The 19,484-nt window shown below is 66.5% G+C and carries 19 protein-coding genes; 9 read left to right on the top strand and 10 right to left on the bottom strand.

Annotated features, from left to right (window positions below):
* Positions 1-62: 62 nt before the first annotated feature.
* Positions 63-1,199 carry a PilT/PilU family type 4a pilus ATPase gene (locus tag IE083_RS00620; protein ID WP_189351703.1) on the bottom strand — a complete coding sequence of 379 codons (1,137 nt, stop codon included), beginning with the start codon at positions 1,197-1,199 and terminating at the stop codon, positions 63-65.
* A gap of 15 nt (positions 1,200-1,214) precedes the next feature.
* Positions 1,215-2,252, bottom strand: a complete 1,038-nt coding sequence (locus IE083_RS00615; RefSeq protein ID WP_189351702.1) for a type IV pilus twitching motility protein PilT — start codon at positions 2,250-2,252, stop codon at positions 1,215-1,217.
* A 115-nt stretch (positions 2,253-2,367) separates the two neighbouring features.
* On the opposite strand from IE083_RS00615, the gene IE083_RS00610 reads away from it, so the two are divergent.
* The 6 genes from IE083_RS00610 to aroG all read left to right on the top strand — a co-directional run bounded on the left by IE083_RS00610 (position 2,368) and on the right by aroG (position 6,890).
* On the top strand, positions 2,368-3,060 hold the full coding sequence (locus tag IE083_RS00610; RefSeq protein ID WP_308426726.1) for a YggS family pyridoxal phosphate-dependent enzyme: 693 nt from the start codon (positions 2,368-2,370) through the stop codon (positions 3,058-3,060).
* Between the two features lie 53 nt (positions 3,061-3,113).
* Positions 3,114-3,923 carry a pyrroline-5-carboxylate reductase gene (gene proC / locus IE083_RS00605; protein ID WP_189351701.1) on the top strand — a complete coding sequence of 270 codons (810 nt, stop codon included), beginning with the start codon at positions 3,114-3,116 and terminating at the stop codon, positions 3,921-3,923.
* Entirely contained in the window at positions 3,920-4,504 is a 585-nt protein-coding gene (locus IE083_RS00600) for a YggT family protein (RefSeq protein WP_229799520.1), read from the top strand. The genes proC and IE083_RS00600 overlap by 4 nt, the downstream gene beginning before the upstream one ends.
* Before the next feature lie 76 nt (positions 4,505-4,580).
* Positions 4,581-4,886, top strand: a complete 306-nt coding sequence (locus tag IE083_RS00595) for a c-type cytochrome (protein WP_189351700.1) — start codon at positions 4,581-4,583, stop codon at positions 4,884-4,886.
* 271 nt (positions 4,887-5,157) lie between these two features.
* Positions 5,158-5,568, top strand: coding sequence for an RNA polymerase-binding protein DksA (gene dksA, locus IE083_RS00590; protein WP_189351699.1), 411 nt, complete (start codon positions 5,158-5,160; stop codon positions 5,566-5,568).
* 245 nt (positions 5,569-5,813) lie between these two features.
* Positions 5,814-6,890 (top strand): 3-deoxy-7-phosphoheptulonate synthase AroG, encoded by a 1,077-nt coding sequence (aroG, locus tag IE083_RS00585; protein WP_189351698.1) that lies wholly within the window; start codon positions 5,814-5,816, stop codon positions 6,888-6,890.
* Between the two features lie 164 nt (positions 6,891-7,054).
* On the opposite strand, the gene IE083_RS00580 is transcribed toward aroG, so the two are convergent.
* The 4 genes from IE083_RS00580 to IE083_RS00565 form a co-directional block, all read right to left on the bottom strand.
* The gene (locus tag IE083_RS00580; RefSeq protein ID WP_189351697.1) at positions 7,055-7,279 is read right to left on the bottom strand and encodes an HP1242/YdcH family protein; all 225 of its coding nucleotides are present in this window, start codon (positions 7,277-7,279) and stop codon (positions 7,055-7,057) included.
* 131 nt (positions 7,280-7,410) lie between these two features.
* Positions 7,411-11,535, bottom strand: a complete 4,125-nt coding sequence (locus IE083_RS00575; protein WP_189351696.1) for a DEAD/DEAH box helicase — start codon at positions 11,533-11,535, stop codon at positions 7,411-7,413.
* Between the two features lie 80 nt (positions 11,536-11,615).
* The gene (hemL, locus tag IE083_RS00570) at positions 11,616-12,893 is read right to left on the bottom strand and encodes a glutamate-1-semialdehyde 2,1-aminomutase (RefSeq protein WP_189351695.1); all 1,278 of its coding nucleotides are present in this window, start codon (positions 12,891-12,893) and stop codon (positions 11,616-11,618) included.
* Between the two features lie 622 nt (positions 12,894-13,515).
* A complete protein-coding gene (locus IE083_RS00565) occupies positions 13,516-13,833 on the bottom strand; it encodes a thioredoxin family protein (protein ID WP_189351694.1) in 318 nt (105 codons plus the stop codon).
* A gap of 251 nt (positions 13,834-14,084) precedes the next feature.
* On the opposite strand from IE083_RS00565, the gene IE083_RS00560 reads away from it, so the two are divergent.
* Complete coding sequence (locus tag IE083_RS00560; protein WP_189351693.1) at positions 14,085-14,276, top strand: YgaP family membrane protein; 192 nt, start codon at positions 14,085-14,087, stop codon at positions 14,274-14,276.
* Between the two features lie 56 nt (positions 14,277-14,332).
* Here the strand turns inward: IE083_RS00560 and IE083_RS00555 are convergent, their stop codons facing one another.
* The gene (locus IE083_RS00555; protein ID WP_229799519.1) at positions 14,333-15,643 is read right to left on the bottom strand and encodes an ATP-binding protein; all 1,311 of its coding nucleotides are present in this window, start codon (positions 15,641-15,643) and stop codon (positions 14,333-14,335) included.
* Entirely contained in the window at positions 15,640-16,371 is a 732-nt protein-coding gene (ompR, locus tag IE083_RS00550; protein WP_189351692.1) for an osmolarity response regulator transcription factor OmpR, read from the bottom strand. Before ompR ends, IE083_RS00555 begins: the two co-directional genes overlap by 4 nt.
* A gap of 197 nt (positions 16,372-16,568) precedes the next feature.
* On the opposite strand from ompR, the gene IE083_RS00545 reads away from it, so the two are divergent.
* Together IE083_RS00545 and IE083_RS00540 are read left to right on the top strand one after the other, a co-directional pair.
* Positions 16,569-16,973, top strand: coding sequence for a hypothetical protein (locus IE083_RS00545; protein ID WP_189351691.1), 405 nt, complete (start codon positions 16,569-16,571; stop codon positions 16,971-16,973).
* A gap of 58 nt (positions 16,974-17,031) precedes the next feature.
* Positions 17,032-17,355 carry a hypothetical protein gene (locus IE083_RS00540; RefSeq protein ID WP_189351690.1) on the top strand — a complete coding sequence of 108 codons (324 nt, stop codon included), beginning with the start codon at positions 17,032-17,034 and terminating at the stop codon, positions 17,353-17,355.
* 85 nt (positions 17,356-17,440) lie between these two features.
* On the opposite strand, the gene IE083_RS00535 is transcribed toward IE083_RS00540, so the two are convergent.
* Positions 17,441-18,415: a quinone oxidoreductase family protein gene (locus tag IE083_RS00535; protein WP_189351689.1), complete on the bottom strand. Its 975-nt coding sequence runs from the start codon at positions 18,413-18,415 to the stop codon at positions 17,441-17,443.
* A gap of 215 nt (positions 18,416-18,630) precedes the next feature.
* On the bottom strand, positions 18,631-19,389 hold the full coding sequence (locus tag IE083_RS00530) for a substrate-binding periplasmic protein (RefSeq protein ID WP_189351688.1): 759 nt from the start codon (positions 19,387-19,389) through the stop codon (positions 18,631-18,633).
* Between the last annotated feature and the right edge of the window lie 95 nt (positions 19,390-19,484).

Raw genomic sequence — 19,484 nt, 5'->3', positions numbered from 1 at the left:
ATGCCGGGAGACCTTGAACAGGCTCTAAGGTTGGCCGCAAGCCGGTGCGGCCAACCTTTTGCCTACACGATGTCGAGGTGATCGAGCCCGCCCAGCGGATCGCTGTGCTTGCCCTCTTCGCCGTAGAGCTTGATCTGCAGGCGCAGGTCGTTGACCGAGTCGGCATTGCGCAGCGCATCCTCGAAGCTGATCTGGCCGCTTTCATACAGTTCGAACAGTGCCTGGTCGAAGGTCTGCATGCCGATTTCGCGCGAGCGCGACATCACCTCCTTGATGCCGGATACATCCCCCTTGAAAATCAGGTCGGCGATCAGCGGGCTGTTGAGCAGTATCTCCACCGCCGCGATGCGGCCCTTTACCTGCTTCAGCGGGATCAACCGCTGCGATACGATGGCGCGCATGTTCAGCGACAGGTCCATCAGCACCTGCTGGTGGCGCTCTTCCGGGAAGAAATTGAGAATGCGGTCCAGTGCCTGGTTGGCGTTGTTGGCATGCAGCGTGGCCAGGCACAGGTGGCCGGTCTCGGCGAACTGCAGGCCGTACATCATCGACTCACGGTCGCGGATCTCGCCCATCAGGATCACGTCCGGCGCCTGGCGCAGCGTGTTTTTCAGTGCCACCTCCCAGCTCTCGGTATCCACCCCGATCTCGCGCTGGGTGACGATGCTCTTCTTGTGCTGGTGCACATATTCGATCGGGTCTTCCAGGGTGATGATGTGATCGGCGGAAGTACTGTTGCGCCAGTCCACCAGCCCGGCCAGCGTGGTCGACTTGCCGGAGCCGGTGCCGCCGACGAAGATCACCAGCCCGCGCTTGATCATGGCGATGTCCTTCATCACCTCCGGCATGTCCAGCTGGTCCAGTGTCGGGATTTCGGTGTTGATCTTGCGCAGCACCATGCCGGCCTTGCCTTGCTGCATGTAGGCGCTGACGCGGAAACGGCCGATGCCGGGCGGACTGATGGCGAAGTTGGCCTCGGAGCTGGATTCGAACTCCTCGGTCTGGCGATCGTTCATCACCGAGCGCACCAGTTCCTTGCAATGCTGTGCCGTCAGCGCTTGCGGCGCCACCGGCACGATCCGGCCGTCGATCTTCATCGCCGGCGGAAAATCGGCGGTGATGAAGATATCGGAAGCGTTCTTGCTGGCGGCGTGCTTGAGCAGATCGTGGATGAATCTTGATGCCTGGTCCTTTTCCATGTGCGGCTTCCTCGCTTAGAACGCGTCCTTGCTGGACGCTTTTTGCCGGGCTTCCTGAACCGATACCACATTGCGCCGCACCAGCTCCTGCAGGCACATGTCCATGGTCTGCATGCCGTGCTGCTGGCCGGTCTGGATCATCGAGTTGATCTGCGCGATCTTGTTTTCGCGGATCAGGTTGCGGATCGCCGGGGTGCCGATCATGATTTCATGGGCGGCGATGCGGCCGCTCTCGTCCCGGGTCTTCAGCAGCGTTTGCGAAATCACCGCGCGCAGGCTTTCCGACAGCATGGCGCGTACCATTTCCTTTTCGCCGGCCGGGAACACGTCGACAATCCGGTCTATCGTCTTGGCGGCACTGCTGGTGTGCAGGGTGCCGAACACCAGATGGCCGGTTTCGGCAGCGGTCAGCGCCAGGCGGATGGTTTCCAGGTCACGCATCTCGCCGACCAGGATCACATCCGGGTCCTCGCGCAGCGCACTCTTCAGCGCATTGGCAAAGCTCTGCGTCTGCGAACCCAGTTCGCGCTGGTTGATCAGCCCCTTCTTGCTTTCATGCACGAATTCGATCGGGTCTTCCACCGTCAGGATGTGCGAATACTGGTTTTCGTTGATGTAATCGATCATCGCCGCCAGCGTGGTGGACTTGCCGGAGCCGGTCGGCCCGGTGGCCAGTACGATGCCGCGCGGCAAGTCGGCGATGTCGCGGAAGATCTTCGGCGCACCCAGCTCTTCCAGTGACAGCACCTTGGACGGAATCACGCGGAACACCGCGGCAATGCCGCGATTCTGCAAAAACACGTTGACGCGGAAGCGGGCAATGGCGGGCAGCTCGAAGGAGAAGTCGCACTCGAAATGCTCTTCGAACACCTTGCGCTGGTGGTCGTTCATGATGTCGTACACCATGTCGTGCACATCATGGTGCGCCATCGGCGGCAGGTTGATGCGGCGGATGTCGCCATGTACCCGTATGATCGGTGGCAGACCGGACGACAGATGCAGGTCCGATGCCTTGTTTTTGACCGTGAAGGCCAGAAGTTCGGAAATTTCCATATAATTCTCCGCGTCCGCAACAGCCGGGTTCATCAAGCGATGCGGACGATTGTAACGCCGCCGGATGTCGCTGCCCACTGAGGCGGCCGCCCCCGGCGGGCGAGAAAGCGAGCAGATGATGACAGATATCAGCAGCGCCCTGCAGCGGGTGCGCGCGGCGATCGGCAGTGCGGCGCAGGCTGCCGGCCGCGACGCCGACGGCGTGATCCTGCTGGCGGTGAGCAAGACCTTCCCGGCGGCGGCGGTGCGCGAAGCCTGTGCCGCCGGCCAGCGCCGCTTCGGCGAGAACTACGTGCAGGAGCTGCAGGCCAAGGCCGTCGAGTTGCAGGATCTGGCGCCGGAGTGGCATTTCATCGGCCCGCTGCAGTCGAACAAGACGCGGCCGGTGGCGGAGCTGGCGCACTGGGTGCACTCGGTGGAGCGGCTGAAGATCGCCCAGCGGCTGTCGGCGCAGCGCCCGGCAGCCTTGCCGCCGCTGAATGTCTGCATCCAGGTCAACGTCTCCGGCGAGGACAGCAAGAGCGGCTGCGCACCGGACCAGGTGCTGCCGCTGGCGCAGGCCATCGCCGCCCTGCCCGGCCTGCGCCTGCGCGGGCTGATGTGCATCCCGGAGCCGACGCAGGATGCGGCAACGTTGGCCGCACGCTTCGGCGTGCTGGCAACGCTGCAGCAGCGGCTGGCGGCGGCCGGCATCGCCATCGACACGCTGTCGATGGGCATGTCCGGCGACATGGCGGCGGCGATCGCCGCCGGCAGCACCATGGTGCGCGTCGGCACCGCGATCTTCGGCTCGCGCCACTACGGCTAACCGTCCAACCAGGCTTCGCCAGCGGGCGAAGCCACAAGAACCAGGGGAAAACCATGCGTATCACGTTCATCGGTGGCGGCAATATGGCCTCCGCCATCATTTCCGGCCTCTGCAAACAGCCCGGCCAGCAGATCTGCGTGGTGGAGCTGCAAGAAGACAAGCGCGCCAGCCTGCAGGCCGAGTTCGGCGTCACCGTGCTGGCGGCGCTGCCGGACCGCTTTGCCGCCGACGAGGTGGTGCTGCTGGCGGTGAAGCCGCAGGCGCTGCAGGCGGTGTGCCAGCAACTGGCGCCGCGCCTGCACGGCGCGCTGGTGGTGTCGATCGCCGCCGGAGTGCGGCTGGAGGCGCTGAACCGCTGGCTGGGCAGCTCGCGCATCGTGCGGGTGATGCCCAACACCCCGGCCATGGTCGGCAAGGGCGTGTCCGGGCTGTACGCCGCCGCCGACATCGGCGAGGCGGATCGCCGCACCGCGGAGAGCATCATGCAGGCGGTCGGCATCACCAGCTGGCTGGAGACCGAGGGCGGCATCGACGACATCACCAGCGTCTCCGGCAGCGGCCCGGCCTACGTGTTCTACTTTATCGAGAGCATGATCGAGGGCGCCTGCCAGGTCGGCTTCAGCGAGCAGGAAGCGCGGGCGCTGGTGCTGGGCACCTTCGAGGGCGCGGTGGAGCTGGCCAGGCAAAGCCCGCTGCCGGTGGCAACCTTGCGCGACAACGTGATGTCCAAGGGCGGCACCACCGAGCGCGCCATCGCCCGTTTCGAGGCCGAGGGCGTCAAGGCGGCGATCATCGCCGGGGCGCTGGACTGCCGCGCCCGCTCGGTGGAGCTGGGTGACCTGTTGAGCAAGGATGGCGAATGATGCTGCTGGAAACACTGCAATTCCTGATCAAGACCATCAGCGAGCTGTTCGTGCTGGTGCTGCTGATGCGCTTCTACCTGCAGGTGGCGCGGGCGCCGTTCAAGCACCCGCTGACCCAGTTCGTGATCGCGGTCAGCAATTTTGCGGTATTGCCGTTGCGGCGCTGGATTCCGGCGTGGCGCAGTTATGACACTGCCACCATGGTGCTGGCGTGGGCGGTATCGCTGCTGGCACTGATCTGCATCCTGCTGCTCAATCCGCTACCCTACGACCTGCTGCACCCGCAAAGCTGGCTGGCGTTGACGCTGCTGGCGCTGCTTGACGTGTTCCGCCTGTCGCTGTACCTGTTGATGGGTGCAGTATTCGTGCTGGCGATCCTCAGCTGGGTCAACCCCTACAATGGCCTGCGGCCGGTGCTGGAGGCGTTGACCCGCCCTTACCTGCGACCATTCCAGAAGGCGGTGATCGGCGGCGTCGACCTGTCGCCGCTGGTACTGTTGCTGCTGATCCAGGTGATCCTGATGCTGCCGGTGCGGATGCTGGAAATGTCTTTCTTGATGCAACTCAAGATGGCAGTCTGAGTATTCGGTTATCAACCAGAATCGCCTGCCAGGCTATGGCGCCGGGGCAGGCATTCGATCCTGTGGAGAACTTTGCATGAAAAAAATGCTACTGGCCGCGGTGGCCATGGGCGTGCTGACCGCACCCGCTTTCGCCAACCTGCAGCTGGCACAGAAATACGCCTGTGTTGCCTGTCATGCCGTAGACAAGAAGATCGTCGGTCCAGCCTACAAGGACGTTGCCAAGAAGTATGCGGGCAACAAGGCGGCCGAAGCCAAGCTGATCGCCAAGATCAAGGCCGGCGGTTCCGGCGTCTGGGGCCCGGTTCCGATGCCGGCCCACCCGCAGGTCAGCGATGCCGACCTGAAAACACTGGTGAAGTGGGTATTGAGCCAGAAGTAACCGTGTTCAATGCAACAAAAGCGCCGCGTGGCGCTTTTGTTGCATTGGCATGGCGCCAGATTGCCACCGCTGTTCCCGGCCTGCCTTGCCAATGTCCTGAACCGGGCCATAATCGCCCCGTCCTCTTGAGTTCACCCCCGTTCGGCACTATATACACAAAATAAAAGACAGTTGTGACGGAGATGGCGTACGGATTGTGTTGCACTTTCCTTATGCCGTCGGTAATCTTCCACGCCTGTTGCCACAACTTTATAGCTGGAAGCATCAAACTATGGCCAAGCTGACTGAACAAGACATCATCAACTGGTCCGGCGATGACTACATGAACGCCGACCATCTTGAGTTCTTCAAGGAGCGCTTGTTGAACATGCAACAAGAGCTGTTGAGCAACGCCAGTGCTACGGCTAGCCACCTGCAGGAGCAGGAAGCCACGCCCGATCCGGCGGATCGCGCCACACTGGAAGAAGAGTATGCGCTGGAGCTGCGCACCCGCGACCGCGAGCGCAAGCTGCTGCAGAAGATCCAGTCCACCCTGCGTTTGATCGACGACGGCAGCTACGGCTATTGCGAGGACACCGGCGAGCCGATCGGCCTCAAGCGCCTGCTGGCCCGTCCGACGGCATCATTGTCGGTGGAAGCGCAGGAGCGCCGCGAACGCATGAAGCGCCAGTACGCCGACTGAGCACCAGGTTGGCCGCATTATCCAACGAAAGCACCCTTCTGGGTGCTTTTTTCTTTTTTTAATCACCATCATGGCAAATACTGCCGTCAGCACTGTTTTCTGGCAGGCTGATTGGCAGGTCATGCCACAGTGATGGCGCGGAGGAATACCAAAAAATCGCCGGCCGCGATGTGGTTTGGGGCTTGGCATGGCAGGGTGAAGCGGGTAATGTTGCTATGCGAACAAAAGAGACCAAGGACATAGCAATGCACCGCCAGACCGACGACGTCAGAATCCGCGACATCAAAGAACTGCTCCCGCCGATTGCTCACCTGTACGAGCTGCCGATCAACGAATCCGCTGCCGAGCTGATCTTCAACACCCGTCGGGACATTGCCCGTCTGCTGCGTGCCGAGGACGACCGCCTGCTGGTGGTGATTGGCCCCTGTTCCATCCACGATCCGGCCGCGGCGGAAGAATACGCCCGCCACCTGCTGCCGCTGCGCCAAAAGTATGCCAACGAGCTGCAGATCGTGATGCGCGTCTACTTCGAAAAACCGCGCACCACCGTTGGCTGGAAGGGCCTGATCAACGATCCGCACCTGGACGAGTCCTACGACATCAATACCGGCCTGCGCCTGGCGCGCCGCCTGCTGCTGGGCCTCAACAGCATGGGCATGCCGGCCGCCACCGAATTCCTCGACATGATCACGCCGCAGTACCTGGCCGACCTGATCAGCTGGGGTGCCATCGGCGCGCGCACCACCGAATCGCAGGTGCACCGCGAGCTGGCCTCCGGCCTGTCCTGCCCGGTCGGGTTCAAGAACGGCACCGACGGCAACCTGAAGATCGCGGTCGACGCCATCCGCTCTGCCAGCGTGTCGCACCATTTCCTGTCGGTGACCAAGACCGGCCACTCCGCCATCGTCGAGACCGGTGGCAACCCGGACTGCCACGTGATCCTGCGTGGCGGCAAGGAGCCGAATTACGAGGCACGCTTTGTTACGGCTGCCGCTGCCGAGCTGGCCGCCGTCGGCCTGCCGCAGAAGCTGATGGTCGACTTCAGTCACGCCAACAGCCGCAAGGACTACCGTCGCCAGATGGAAGTGTGCGACGACGTCGCCGCGCAACTGGCGGCCGGTGACCAGCACATCTTCGGCGTGATGGTGGAAAGCCATCTGGTGGCAGGCCGCCAGGACCTGAAACCGGGCTGCGAACTGACCTACGGCCAGAGCATCACCGATGCCTGCATCGGCTGGGACGATACCGAAGCGCTGCTGCAGACGCTGGCCGACTCGGTTCAGGCACGCCGCGTCAAGGTCGGTGTGCCGTCCGGCAAGTAAGCCGGCCAAAGGGCAAAAGGTTGGCCGCAATGCTGCGGCCAACCTTGAAGTACCGGCCGGGGCGGTGGCCGGCCGACCCTGGAATGACCAAGGCCTGCGCCGTCCGCCTTGCATCTAGCCATTTGCCGGGCCAGCGCAGCTGCAAATAAGACCTTGAACAGGCCCTAAGTCAGCAGTCCTTGGGCATTTTTCAGGATCAGGTACAACTCGTCTTTCAGCTGCAGTTTTTCCTTCTTCAGGGTTTCGATTTCCAGCGGCATGGCCGGCGCGATACGTGCCTCCATGTTCTTGATCTGCTGGTCCAGCTCGTTGTGCTTGTCGAACAGCCGGCTGAAGTGGCTGTCTTCGGTTTTCAGCCGGGAAATCAGGTCGCGGTATTCCGGGAACATGGGCAGACTCCTTGTGAGCGGGTAATCACCTGAAACAGGTTGTCGCATTCATGCTACGCCGGCGGCCATATCCCGAATTGATCCAGCGCAAGTAACGTCGATGCCTGATGTACAATGCATGATGGCTGTGCTCAGGAGCCCTTGAGCAGCGCCAGCAGCGCCTCCGCATCCAGCCGCGCGCTGACGTCGCCGCCTTCCAGCAGGCTGTCGGCAAGGTCGCGCTTGGCCGTGTGCAGCGCCACGATCTGCTCCTCGATGGTGTGCTCCGCCACCAGTCGGTAGATGGTCACCGGCCGCTGCTGGCCCATGCGGTAGGCGCGGTCGGAGGCCTGGTCTTCCACCGCCGGGTTCCACCACGGGTCGAGGTGGATCACGTAGTCGGCGGCGGTCAGGTTGAGGCCGGTGCCGCCGGCTTTCAGGCTGATCAGGAAGATGTCGCCCTCGCCGCGCTGGAAGGCGTCGACGCGCTCCTTGCGCGCCTTGGCCGGGGTGGTGCCGTCCAGATACTGGTAGGCGACGCCGCGCGCGTCCAGATGCTGGCGCACCAGCGACAGGTGGTCGACAAACTGGCTGAACACCAGCGCCTTGTGGCCGTTTTCCAGCAGTTCGTCGGCGATGTCGGCAAACGCCGCCAGCTTGCTGCCGGCGATGGTGCTGTCCTTCAGCACCAGCTGCGGATGGCAACAGAAACGGCGCAGCTTGGTGATCTCGGCCAGCACCTGCATCTGCTTGCCGTCGGCGCCCTTCAGCTCGTCCAGCTTGGTCACCGCCTGCTGGCGCATCGCCTCGTACAGGTGCAGCTCGTCGGCCGACAGCGGCACCTTGCGCGTGATCTCGGTGCGCGGCGGCAGCTCGTCCAGCACCTGGGTCTTGGTGCGGCGCAGGATGAAGGGCTGGATCAGCGCCTTGAGCGCCTTTTTCGCGCCCTTGTCGCCGCGCTCGATCGGGTTGCCGAAGCGCTGCGCGAAGCGTTCCTGGCTGCCGAGCAGGCCGGGGTTGAGGAAGCGGAACAGGCTCCACAGCTCGCCGAGGTGGTTTTCCACCGGCGTGCCGCTGGCCGCCAGGCGGAAGCCGGCCTGCAGGTCCATCACCGCCTGCGCGCGCTTGGTGCCGGCGTTCTTGATCGCCTGCGCCTCGTCCAGCACCACGCTTTGCCACTCGATGGCGGCAAAGGCGGCGGCGTCCTGCTGCAGCAGGCCGTAGCTGACCACCACCAGATCCAGCGGCCCGAGATCGACCAGCGAGCGGAACTGGTGATACGGGCGCACCTTCAGCGTCGGCGCGAAGCGCGCAGCCTCCGACAGCCAGTTCAGCGCCACCGAGGTCGGCGCCACCACCAGCTGCGGCCCGCCCGGCGCGCGCGCCAGCAGCAGCGCCAGCGTCTGCACCGTCTTGCCCAGGCCCATGTCGTCGGCGAGACAGGCGCCGACGCCCCAGTGCGCCAGCCGCGCCATCCAGTCGTAGCCCTCGCGCTGGTAGTCGCGCAGCTCGGCCTGCAGCGTGGACGGCAGCTGCGGCTGGAACGCCTGCAGCGACTGCAGGCGCTCGGCCTGCGCCAGCCACGCGTCGTCGGCGTCGAAGTCGCCGACCTCGCCGGCCAGCTCCGCCAGCTGCGCGGCGGCCAGCGCCGACACGTGCAGGCCGTCGCGGCCAACGTGGTCGGCCAGCAGCGCCAGCTCTTCCAGCCGCTTCTTCATCGCCTCGGTCAGCGCCAGCCAGTCGTCGTCGCCGAGTTTGAGGAAGCGCCCCGGCGCCTCGCGCATCAGTTCCAGCAGCTCGCGCAGCTGCAGCACGCGGCCGTCGTCCAGCTGCAACGCGCCGTTCAGCACGAACCAGTCGCCCTGCTGCTTGATGCCCAGGCTCAGCTGCGTCAGGCCGCGGCGCGACTTGATGCGCAGGCGCTCGCCCTCCGGCCACACGCACTCCAGCAGCGCGCTGTCCAGCGTCTGCAGCTCGGACAGCACTTCCAGCGCCGCCTGCGGCTCGGCCAGCAGCCACTCCTGGCCGTCGTTGTCGCTGGCGGCCAAGAGCGGACAGGCGGCCAGCACGCTCTTGAGCGCCTTCTGTTCCTTCTTCAGGTTGCGACGGGTCTGCACCGCCTTGCCGTCGATGTCGCCGACGATGTTCTCCAGCCCGGCGCCGGGCTTGCACCAGTTGCCGCCCGGCAGCGGCCGCACCAGGAGCTGTAGGCGCAACCCCTCGCTCAGCGGCAGCAGGTGGGCGTAGATGCGGCCGTCGGCCGGCACGCTGTCGATGTGCGCCGCCAGCTCCGGCATGTCGGTGTGCACCGGCACCAGCGGCGCGATGTCGCGCACCGCCTCCAGCAATTGCGCCTTGGCCGCGCGCGGCACGGTCAGCTCCTTGCCGAGGATGGTGGCGATCTGGCGCACCTCCTTGCTGATGCTGTACACCGCCAGCCGCGTCGGCGTCGCCTTGTCCCACACGATCTCGCTGTCCGGCGCGATCTTGCCCGGCACCAGCTTGATGCGGATCTGCTCGCCGCTCTCCTGCAGCTGCAGCGCCACGCTGCCGGCGACGATGTCGATGCCGACATCCGGCGCGTCGCTCCAGTACACCGCCGGGTGGCTGATCAGCTGCGGCAGCGCCTTCTCGGCGTCGATCTCGTAGATGCTGCTGGCGTGGTAGTGGTGCTCGTGCTGCGCGCGCAGCACCTTGATGATCTGCTGGTCCTGCGGCAGCAGGTAGTCGAGGCTGTCGTCGCCGTCGAACAGGCGGCGCCACGACACGGTGCGGCCGCGGCTCCACTGGTTCTTGGCCGAGCGCTTCTGCTCGCGCGCTTCCAGCATCACGCCGTGGGCGCCGGCGCTGAGCAGCCACGCCAGCCGCGTCTGGCCCTGCGCCGCCGCGCTGCGGCTCTCGCTCTTGTTGGGGCCGAGCTGGCGCAGTGCGTGCAGCGCCTGCTGCCACGCCTCCTGGCGCTGGAACGCCTCCAGCAGCGGCTTCAGCCGGTACTGCTTGTGCCAGTCTGCTTGCTGCCGCGGCAGGCCGAACTGCGCCGCCAGCAGCGCGTCCAGCTCGGCGGCCACCCACAGGTAGCCCTCGTCCTGCATCTGCTCGCGGAAGTTCTGCAGCGCCGCCTGCCACTGCGGCGTGCGCGCCTGTTTCACGTCCAGCCAGTACATCGCCAGCGCCAGCAGCAGGCCGTCGAGGCCGGCCAGCGTCGAGGCGTCCGGCAGGGTCAGGTTGTTGCTGATGGCGCCGCCCTCGTGCTGCAGCACCAGATGCTGCAACACGTAGTAGCTGTGGCCGAAGTGCTGGCGGATGCCGCTGCTGATCGCCTGCTTCAGCGCGCTGCTGCGCTGCGGGCTGTCCGGGCTGCCCAACAGCGCGATGCAGTGGAAGGCGTTGAGGTCGGCCGGCAGATCGATCTTGCGCTTCTGCGTCTGCGCCTTCAGCTCGTCCAGCCACTGCTGCAGCGTGGCCAGAGCCTCGCCGTAGCGGCCGGACACGGTGTGCAGGAAGAACAGGCTGCTGATGGCGAAGCCCTCGCCGGCGGCGGCCTCCTGCAGCAGGCGCTGGATGTCGCCGCGCCACAGGAACTGCAGCATCAAGAGGCTGGTGAGCTGGTCCCAGTCGCGGTAGCCGTCGTCCAGTCGCGACAGCGCGTAGCGGTAGCCCTCGCGGAAGGTGTCGAAGCGGTAGTTGGCCTCCGGCAGGTAGTCCAGCAGCAGCAGCACCTGGATGTCGTCGACCAGCTGGTCGAACAGCTGGCGCCCGGCGGCGTTGGCGAACAGGCGCTTGAACGGTGCCTGCGGCAGGCTGCTGCTGTGCAGGGCCGCCGCCTGCTGGTAGCGCTGCAGCCAGTCCTGCGCCGCGCCGACCTGGCCGTGCAGGATCGCCAGCCACAGCCGCAGCTGGATCTGCGCCAGATCAGGCTTGCCGCGCGCCGCCGGCGACATCGACAGGTGCTCGGTGAGCAGCTCGTCCCACGCGGTGCGCTCCTGCCGGTCGTGCAGCAGCTGCAGCAGCACGGTATTGCGCGCGCCCGCCGCGATGCGGTACGGCAGGCCGGCGGTGCGCACGATCCAGCCCTGGTGCTCCAGATCGCCGAGGATCTCGCCGAGCTTGTCATTGTTCACCGCCTTGCCCTGCTCGTCGCGGATCAGGTTCAGCTGCAGCAGCGTCAGCAGGTTGGGCCTGGATTCGCCGGCCGGCAGCAAGGCCAGCGCGTGCAGTACGGCCAGATGCGCCGGTGCGAGTTGATCAATGGTGTGGGCGGCAAACAAATCGGTCATTGGCGGCGATCGGGAAATACAAAAACAAAAAAGCCGCACACCCGGTCAAGGGCATGCGGCCAACCTTGGGCAGGGCAAGATTATACGCGGCTCAGTGCACGGCGTGCGGCGGAGATGGTCTGCTCGACCAGCTCGTCGGTGTGGGCGATGGAGATGAAACCGGCCTCGTAGGCCGACGGCGCCAGGTACACGCCCTCGTCCAGCATCGCGTGGAAGAAGGCCTTGAAGCGGGTGATGTCGCAGCGGGTGGCCTCGGCGTAGCTGGCCGGCACCGTGTCGCTGAAGTAGAAGCCGAACATGCCGCCGACGCTGTCGGTGCTCATCGCGATACCGGCGTCGCGCGCGGCGTCGGCGAGGCCGGCGGCCAGACGGGCGCTGCGGCGGCCCAGGGTGTCGTGGAAGCCCGGCTGCTGGATCAGGCGCAGCGTCGCGAGACCGGCGGCCACCGATAGCGGATTACCGGACAGCGTGCCGGCCTGGTACACATTCCCCAGCGGCGCGATCCTGCCCATGATGTCGGCGCGACCGCCGAAGGCCGCCAGCGGCATGCCGCCGCCGACCACCTTGCCCAGCGTGGTCAGGTCCGGCGTGATGCCGTGCAGGCCCTGCGCACAGCCCAGCGCCACGCGGAAGCCGGTCATCACCTCGTCGTAGATCAGCACCGCGCCGTACTGCTCGGTCAGCGCGCGCAACGCCTGCACGAACTCGGCCGACGGCTTGATCAGGTTCATGTTGCCGGCGATCGGCTCCAGGATCACGCCGGCGATCTGGTCGCCCAGCTCCTTGAAGGTGTCGGCCAGCTGCTGCACGTCGTTGTACTGCAGCACCAGCGTGTGCTTGGTGCAGTCGGCCGGCACGCCGCCGGAGGACGGGTTGCCGAAGGTCAAGAGGCCGGAGCCGGCCTTCACCAGCAGGCTGTCGGAGTGGCCGTGGTAGCAGCCCTCGAACTTCACGATCAGGTCGCGGCCGGTAAAGCCGCGCGCCAGACGGATCGCCGTCATCGTCGCCTCGGTGCCGGAGGACACCAGCCGCACCTGCTCCACCGACGGCAGCAGCTTGCAGATTTCCTCGGCGATCTCGACCTCGCCCTCGGTCGGCGCGCCGAAGGACAGGCCGCCAACGGCCGCGTCCTGCACCGCCTTCACCACCTCCGGATGGGCGTGGCCCAGGATGGCCGGGCCCCAGCTGCCGACGTAGTCCAGGTACGGCTTGTCGTCGGCATCCCAGAAATAGGCGCCCTCGGCGCGCTTGACGAAGCGCGGCGTACCGCCGACCTGGCCAAAGGCACGCACCGGCGAATTGACGCCGCCGGGGATCACCTGCTTGCCACGTTCAAACAGTTCGAGATTGCGGGACATCGTTTTCCTTTCTGGCGGCGTCGCACGCCGCACGGGCTAATGGGCAACGGGCCGCCCGTGGCAGCCCGGCAAAATCCTGTCGGTCACGATACGGCAGCGCACGCGGCGCGGCGTTGACCTGTATCCAGAAGCGTGCGCCCTACGCGGGCGTCTGTTATCGAGGCAGGATTGTCCGGCAAATCGCCGCGCAAGGCCACCACCGGACGGGAACGCAGCGTTCGGCCAGCGCGATGGCGCCGGGCGGCCGGGCTTGTCACGGTAGGCGGGCTTGGTTTTTGGCTACGGAAAAACAGGGACAAAGGCAAAGGCTTCTTTGGCCACGACACCCGCGAAAGAACACGAGAATAAGGTTGGCCGCAAACCATTTCAATCGCCAGCCAGGGCGTAGGTCGGGTTAGCGCAGCGTAACCCGACACGGCTTGCGGCCAACCTTGTCGCGGTAAACGGTTCTGGTTTTTGCCACGGAAGCACACGGAAAAACACGGACAAAGGCAAAAGCTTCTTTGGCCACGAAACCCACGAAAAGACACGAAAATGAAAACGGAAAGGTTGGCCGCAAGCCGTCACGGCAGGGTGCGTCACCCGCAGGGCGACGCACCGTCAACCGTGGCAAGAGACAAGGTCACAGCGCCAGCAGCGGCGCCACCTCGTCCACCGTCAGCGGCCGCACCACGCGGCCGGCCTCCACCCCGTCGCGCAGCAGGATCAGCGTCGGCCACAGCTTGACGCGGAAACTGCGCCCCAGCTGCCGCCCGGCGCCGTCTTCTACCTTGATGTGCGTCAGCGCCGGCTGCGCCGCCAGCGCCTGCTCGATGGCCGGCTGTGCCGCCTGGCAGTGCGGGCACCAGTCGACGCCGAATTCCAGCAGCAATGTGCCGGTGCTGGCGTCAAGCGCGGCGCGTTCCGGCGCGGCGGCGGTGTAAGTGGCAAGGTAAGGCATCGCGGGATTCCTTCAGGTACATGCCGGTGCGGCGTCACCAGCCAGGGTTGGCCGCCGGCGCGGTGCCGGAACGGCAGACAAGGCGAGCAGTCAAAGGTAACCCGCCATCCGCTGCGCAACAAGCACGGCCGTCTGCCGTCGCCCGGCTTGCGGCCAACCTTGGCGGGCCTGATGGTGAATGCCATATCCGTATATTGGAAAATAATTTATATATGTATATAATGAACCATCGACAACCAAAGGAGCAGGCGATGAAACAGAATATCGGCAATATCGAACGCGCAATCCGTATCGTGGCAGGACTGGCAATCGCCAGCCTCGCCTTTGTCGGCCCGGCCTCGCCGTGGGCGCTGCTGGGACTGGTGCTGGTCGTGACCGGCATCTTGGGCTGGTGCCCGCCATATGCATTGCTGGGGATCAATACCTGCAAGTGCAAGTCGTGATCGCGGCATAGCCGCCATGGAAAACCGGCCGTCGTGGCCGGTTTCTGCTTGCGGGCTCAGCCGGTAGCGGCCGGCAGCGGCAGCGTGATCGCCACCGTGAAGCCGCCGTCCGGCGGATAGTCGAAGCGCAGGCTGCCGCCGTGCTGCGCCACCACGCGGCTGACGATGGCAAGGCCGAGGCCGCTGCCGCCGTCGCTGCCGCGGTGCGCGGCCAACCTTTCGAACGGTATCAGCGCCGCCTGCTGCAGTTCCGGCGCGATGCCGTCGCCGCTGTCGTGCACGCGCAGCTCGCAGTGGCTATCGCCGGGCTGCAGGCTGACGCAAAACGGCGCGCGGCCGTAGCGGCGCGCGTTTTCCAGCAGGTTGGACAGCAGGCGCTGCAGTGCCAGCGCATCGCCGTTGACGGTGGCGTCGCGGCGCTGCCAGGCGATCTCCATGCCGTCACGGCGGAACCCGGCGAGTACGCTGTCGACCAGCTCGCCCAGCGCCAGCGGCGTCAGCGGCCGTGTTTCCTCGCTGCGCGCGAAGTCGATGAACTGGCCGACGATGCGCGACAGCTCGTCGATGTCGTTGAGCATGCCCTGCTTGTCGTGGTGGTCATCCTGCAGCGCCACTGCCAGCTTCAGCCGCGTCAGCGGCGTGCGCAGGTCGTGCGACAGCCCGGCCAGCATCAGCCGCCGCTCGCTGGCGGCCTTGTCCAGCGCCAGTGCCATGGTGTTGAAGCGCTCGATCACGTCGCGCACCTCACGCGGGCCGCTGACCGGCACCGCCTGCGGCATGCGTCCGGCTTCGAGATGGCGCGCGGCATTGGCCAGCCGGCTCAGCGGCCGCGTGGTGCGCCATGCCAGCGCGAAGGCGGCCAGCACCGACAGCAGTGCCACCAGCCCGGCGGCCTGCAAGGTTGGCCGCAGCGCCGGCGGCAAATAGCGGCGCAGCGGCATCACCAGCCAGTAGTGGCTGTCCAGCACCGGTACCTTGATCCACAGCTCGCGCCGCTGGGCGCGGCTCATGCGCACGCTGACCGGCTCGCCGACGGCATTGCTCAGCCACTGTTGCAGCGATCTGGCGACGGCGGGGGCGGGAAAGGTCTCTGCCGGCGCCTGCGCCAGCGGCAGCAGCCGCGGCAGGCCGGGCAGGTTGTTGCGCAGCAGGAAGGCGTCGCGCTCCACCGCCGGCATCCGGTCGAGTGTTTCCTCGTAGTCGGCCAGCGTGTCCAGCACCTGCGCATACAGCTGCCGCGCCAGCAGCGCGCTTTTCTGCTGCTCGCTCAGCCACAGCGTGAACACCTGGCTGGCCAGTACCGCCAGCACCACCAGTGCCGCCAGGCGCAGGAACAGGGTGCCGCCGAAGCGCGCCAGCAGGCTCATGTCGTGTCCCTTGCCTTGCCGTCGGGCACGAACACGTAGCCGTAGCCCCACACCGTCTGCAGGTAGCGCGGCGCACCGTCGCCGTCCTCGATCAGCTTGCGCAGCCGCGAGATGTGCACGTCGATGCTGCGGTCCTGCGATTCGCCGCCGCCCTTGCCCAGCGCCAGCTCCATCAGCTGTTCGCGCGTCAGCGGCCGCCGCGGGTGGCTGGCCAGCGCCAGCAGCACCGCGTACTCGGCGGTGGTCAGTGTCACCGGCTGGCCGCCGCGCAGCAGCTCGCGCCGTGCCGGGTGCAGCTCGCAGTTGCCGAAGCCCAGCACCTCGTCGGCGTCGTGCTGCGCCATCACCACCGGCGTCTGCGCGTGGCGGCGCAGCACCGCGTGGATGCGCGCGGCCAGCTCGCGCGGGTTGAAGGGCTTGGCCAGATAGTCGTCGGCGCCCATTTCCAGGCCGAGGATGCGGTCGATGTCCTCGCCGCGCGCGGTGAGCATGATCACCGGGATCGGCTCGCCCTGTGCGCGCAGGCGGCGCACCACCGCCAGCCCGTCGTCGCCGGGCATCATCACGTCCAGCACCAGCAGGTCCGGGCGGTTGCGCGCCAGCTTGCGGTCGAGGTCGCGCGCGTCCGGCAGCGTGTCGACGCTGAAGCCCTGCTGCGCCAGGTAGCGCTGCAGCAGCTCGCGCAGGCGCACATCGTCGTCGACGACCAGTATCTTGTGGTTTTCCATCCGTTACACCCCGTCTCTTTATCTGCCAAGCGTAACGCGCCTGCCGCGCCAAGTCAGCCCGGATATGAACAGCCGTTAACGCGGCGGCGGCAGTTAACACCTGTTAACACTTGCCGCCGCCGCGGCAATACCCGGGCAAAACCTGCCGCGTACAGTCAGCTCATCCCCTTTTGATGTCGTAACCGAGGAGTCTGACCATGAATGCCAAACGTACCGTTGCCGTGACCCTGCTCGCCAGCCTGCTGGCCGGCGTATCGCTGACTGCTTTCGCCTTTGGTGGCGACGGCAAGCCGCAGCGCGAGGAAATGCGCCAGCACATGCGCGCCTACCACGAGGCGGTGATGTCCGGCGCGCTGACCGACGCCGAGCTGAGCCAGCTGAAGAAGGAGCGCGACGCCGTACACGCGCAGATGCAGAAGCTGCACCAGCAGCTGCAGGCCAAGACCAAGGCTTTGATCGCCAACAACGATCGCAGCGCCAAGCGCGAGACGTGGCCGGAAGCGGCGGCCGGCAAGCAGTACCGGGGCGACAGGATGCGTCACCATCACGGTGACGGGCATTGCGGCGCGCCAGCGACCCCGCCTGCCGCCAAAAGCAACTGAAACTGAGCACCGCGCGGCAGCCGTGGCAGCCGTGCGCGCTGCGGGATAAAATGCACGCATGAAAGCCCTTTTCCTGCTCCTGCTGGCGCTGCTGGCCGGCAACAGCGCGCTGGCGGCCCCGCCCTGGCGTGCCGACAACGGCCCGCCCGCGTGGCAGGCCGGGGCGGCGCCACCGCATCGCCTGCGCGACCTGCGCCTGCGCGAGGCGGTGGAGCGCGGTGAGCTGACGCGGGAAGAGGCGCACGCGCTGAAACAGCTGCGCCGCTGGCACTACCTGCCGCCGGATGGCGATGCTGCCGGGCCCGGTCCGCGCCATGAACGGGGCGACAGGCCGCCGCATCACCAGCGCTGGCGCCAGCAGCAGGATGCCGAGCGCGATTAGGCCGGAACAGTGATACAAGGAAAAGGTTGGCCGCAACACCGTGACGGTGTTGCGGCCAACCTTTTGTCGTCCGGAAGCGTCGCGCTCAGGGCAGCAGAATGAGGGAGCCGGTGGTGCGCCGCGCTTCCAGGTCGGCGTGCGCCTGTGCCGCGTCGGCCAGCGCGTAGCGCGCCGACGGCTGCACCTTCACCGCGCCGGCGCCGATGCGCTCGAACAGCGCCGCGGCGCTGGCCTCCAGCTCGGCGCGGGTGGCCACGTAGTCGCCCAGCCGCGGGCGGGTGAAGTACAGCGAGCCCTTCTGCGACAGCAGCAGCGGCGCGAACGGCGGCACCGCGCCGGAGGCGTTGCCGAAGCTGACGAACATGCCGCGCGGCGCGAGGCAGTCCAGCGAGATGTCGAAGGTATCCTTGCCCACCGAGTCGTACACCACCGGCACGCCGCGGTCGCCGGTCAGCTCGCGCACCCGCGCCACCACGTCTTCCTCGCGGTAGTTGATGACGTGCGCGCAGCCGAGCGCGCGCGCCAGCGCCGCCTTGGCGTCGGAGCCGGCGGTGCCGATCACCTTGACGCCCAGCGAACTGAGCCACTGCACCGCGATCTGGCCGACGCCGCCGGCGGCGGCGTGCCACAGCACGGTCTGGCCGGGCTGCACCGCATAGGTGCGGCGGATCAGGTACTCCACGGTCATGCCCTGCAGCATCACGCAGGCGGCGCTCTCGTCGCCGATGTCGTCCGGCAGCTTCACCAGCAGCGCCGCCGGCAGCGTGCGCCACTGGCTGTAGGCGCCCTGCGCACCGCCGGCGTAGGCGACGCGGTCGCCGACCTGCAGGTGGCTGACACCGTCGCCGAGCGCCTCCACCACGGCGGCGGCCTCGGAGCCCAGCCCGGACGGCAGCGGCAGCGGATACAGCCCGCTGCGGTAGTAGGTGTCGATGAAGTTGACGCCGATGGCGGTGTGGCGCAGCAGCACTTCACCGGCGGCCGGCACGGGGATGGCGGCGTCTTCGGCGCGCAGGACATCGGGGCCGCCGCAGTGCGGCAGGCGGATGGTCAGGTTCATGGTGCCTCCGGAGCGTGGGGTCGGTAACAGCGGCAGTGTGCCGCAAAGCGCGCGCCACGCGGGGGAACACAGTGTTCGTTAGCGCGCGGTCTGGCGGCGGTCTCGCGCGCCTTCAGCGATTGCGGGCCGGACTGGAAACCGTGCAGATAGAGGTAGCGCTGGTTCATGGCACCTGGCAAGGCTTGAGGCGGGCGGCCAGCCGTTGCGGCCAAGGTTTAGCGGTTGTTCCATTCATAGCGGTCAAGGATACGGCGGATGCTGCCGTTTTGTTCCATCTCGCCGATGGCCTGGTCCAGCCGGCTCTCGCTGTAGCGGCTGGCCGGCGACACCGCGCAGCGCGTCGGCATCGACGACACCACCAGCGGATGCAGGCGCAGATTGGCCGCCTGCGCCGGGTTGGCGCGCGCCCAGGCGCTCATTTCCAGCTCGGAGTTGATCACCACGTCGACCATGCCGGTCTGCAGCGCGCGCATCAACAGCGGCAGCCGCGGCTGGTTGACGCGGGTGGCGCGCTGGCCCTGCCACAGCGGCTCCACCGTGTTGTAGTGGTAGCCGCCGATCACGCCGATGCGCTGCCCGGCCAGCTCGTCGATGCTGGCTATGGTGCGCGGGTGCGGCTTCAGCGACATCACCCGCTCGATCTGCGGGTAGAACTCGCGCGTCCAGCCGACGCGCGAGGCGCCGACATACCACGCCGGATTGGTGTTGCACACGATGTCGATGCTGCCGTTGTCGATGGCCAGCTCCACCCGCTTACGTGACACCACGATGAACTCCACCGGCGCCTTCAGCGTGCGTCCCAGCTCTTCGCCCAGCTCCTTCGACAGCCCGCCGACCAGCCGGTCGCCGGCCAGCACCACGATGGGGGCGGAGTCGGAATCGGCGATGCCGATGCGCAGCGCCGGCGCCGCCTGGGCGCCACCGGCCAGCAGGGCGGCCGCGGCCATGGTTAGCACCGGAAGTGTGGTTTTCATATGAATCACCAGCCAGATGGTTATAAATGCTCGATCTAAGGATTCGATCTCGCAGCCGCGTGCGCGATGTTAAGATAACCGGCTCCGCATCTACC

The sequence above is a fragment of the Vogesella fluminis genome, assembly GCF_014652335.1.
Taxonomy (GTDB): Bacteria; Pseudomonadota; Gammaproteobacteria; order Burkholderiales; family Chromobacteriaceae; genus Vogesella; species Vogesella fluminis.
The sequence above is the reverse complement of the archived record's forward strand: the minus strand, read 5'-3'. Positions and strand labels throughout refer to the sequence as shown.

What these genes read in the sequence shown, in the direction of transcription:
- proC (WP_189351701.1), top strand. Translation starts at nt 3,114, where the DNA reads ATGCGTATCACGTTCATCGGTGGCGGCAATATGGCCTCCGCCATCATT.
- IE083_RS00610 (WP_308426726.1), top strand. Translation starts at nt 2,368, where the DNA reads ATGATGACAGATATCAGCAGCGCCCTGCAGCGGGTGCGCGCGGCGATC.
- ompR (WP_189351692.1), bottom strand. Translation starts at nt 16,371, where the DNA reads ATGGAAAACCACAAGATACTGGTCGTCGACGACGATGTGCGCCTGCGC.
- IE083_RS00580 (WP_189351697.1), bottom strand. Translation starts at nt 7,279, where the DNA reads ATGTTCCCGGAATACCGCGACCTGATTTCCCGGCTGAAAACCGAAGAC.
- dksA (WP_189351699.1), top strand. Translation starts at nt 5,158, where the DNA reads ATGGCCAAGCTGACTGAACAAGACATCATCAACTGGTCCGGCGATGAC.
- IE083_RS00595 (WP_189351700.1), top strand. Translation starts at nt 4,581, where the DNA reads ATGAAAAAAATGCTACTGGCCGCGGTGGCCATGGGCGTGCTGACCGCA.
- IE083_RS00560 (WP_189351693.1), top strand. Translation starts at nt 14,085, where the DNA reads ATGAAACAGAATATCGGCAATATCGAACGCGCAATCCGTATCGTGGCA.
- IE083_RS00620 (WP_189351703.1), bottom strand. Translation starts at nt 1,199, where the DNA reads ATGGAAAAGGACCAGGCATCAAGATTCATCCACGATCTGCTCAAGCAC.
- IE083_RS00530 (WP_189351688.1), bottom strand. Translation starts at nt 19,389, where the DNA reads ATGAAAACCACACTTCCGGTGCTAACCATGGCCGCGGCCGCCCTGCTG.
- IE083_RS00535 (WP_189351689.1), bottom strand. Translation starts at nt 18,415, where the DNA reads ATGAACCTGACCATCCGCCTGCCGCACTGCGGCGGCCCCGATGTCCTG.
- IE083_RS00545 (WP_189351691.1), top strand. Translation starts at nt 16,569, where the DNA reads ATGAATGCCAAACGTACCGTTGCCGTGACCCTGCTCGCCAGCCTGCTG.
- hemL (WP_189351695.1), bottom strand. Translation starts at nt 12,893, where the DNA reads ATGTCCCGCAATCTCGAACTGTTTGAACGTGGCAAGCAGGTGATCCCC.
- IE083_RS00555 (WP_229799519.1), bottom strand. Translation starts at nt 15,643, where the DNA reads ATGAGCCTGCTGGCGCGCTTCGGCGGCACCCTGTTCCTGCGCCTGGCG.
- aroG (WP_189351698.1), top strand. Translation starts at nt 5,814, where the DNA reads ATGCACCGCCAGACCGACGACGTCAGAATCCGCGACATCAAAGAACTG.
- IE083_RS00540 (WP_189351690.1), top strand. Translation starts at nt 17,032, where the DNA reads ATGAAAGCCCTTTTCCTGCTCCTGCTGGCGCTGCTGGCCGGCAACAGC.
- IE083_RS00575 (WP_189351696.1), bottom strand. Translation starts at nt 11,535, where the DNA reads ATGACCGATTTGTTTGCCGCCCACACCATTGATCAACTCGCACCGGCG.
- IE083_RS00600 (WP_229799520.1), top strand. Translation starts at nt 3,920, where the DNA reads ATGATGCTGCTGGAAACACTGCAATTCCTGATCAAGACCATCAGCGAG.
- IE083_RS00565 (WP_189351694.1), bottom strand. Translation starts at nt 13,833, where the DNA reads ATGCCTTACCTTGCCACTTACACCGCCGCCGCGCCGGAACGCGCCGCG.
- IE083_RS00615 (WP_189351702.1), bottom strand. Translation starts at nt 2,252, where the DNA reads ATGGAAATTTCCGAACTTCTGGCCTTCACGGTCAAAAACAAGGCATCG.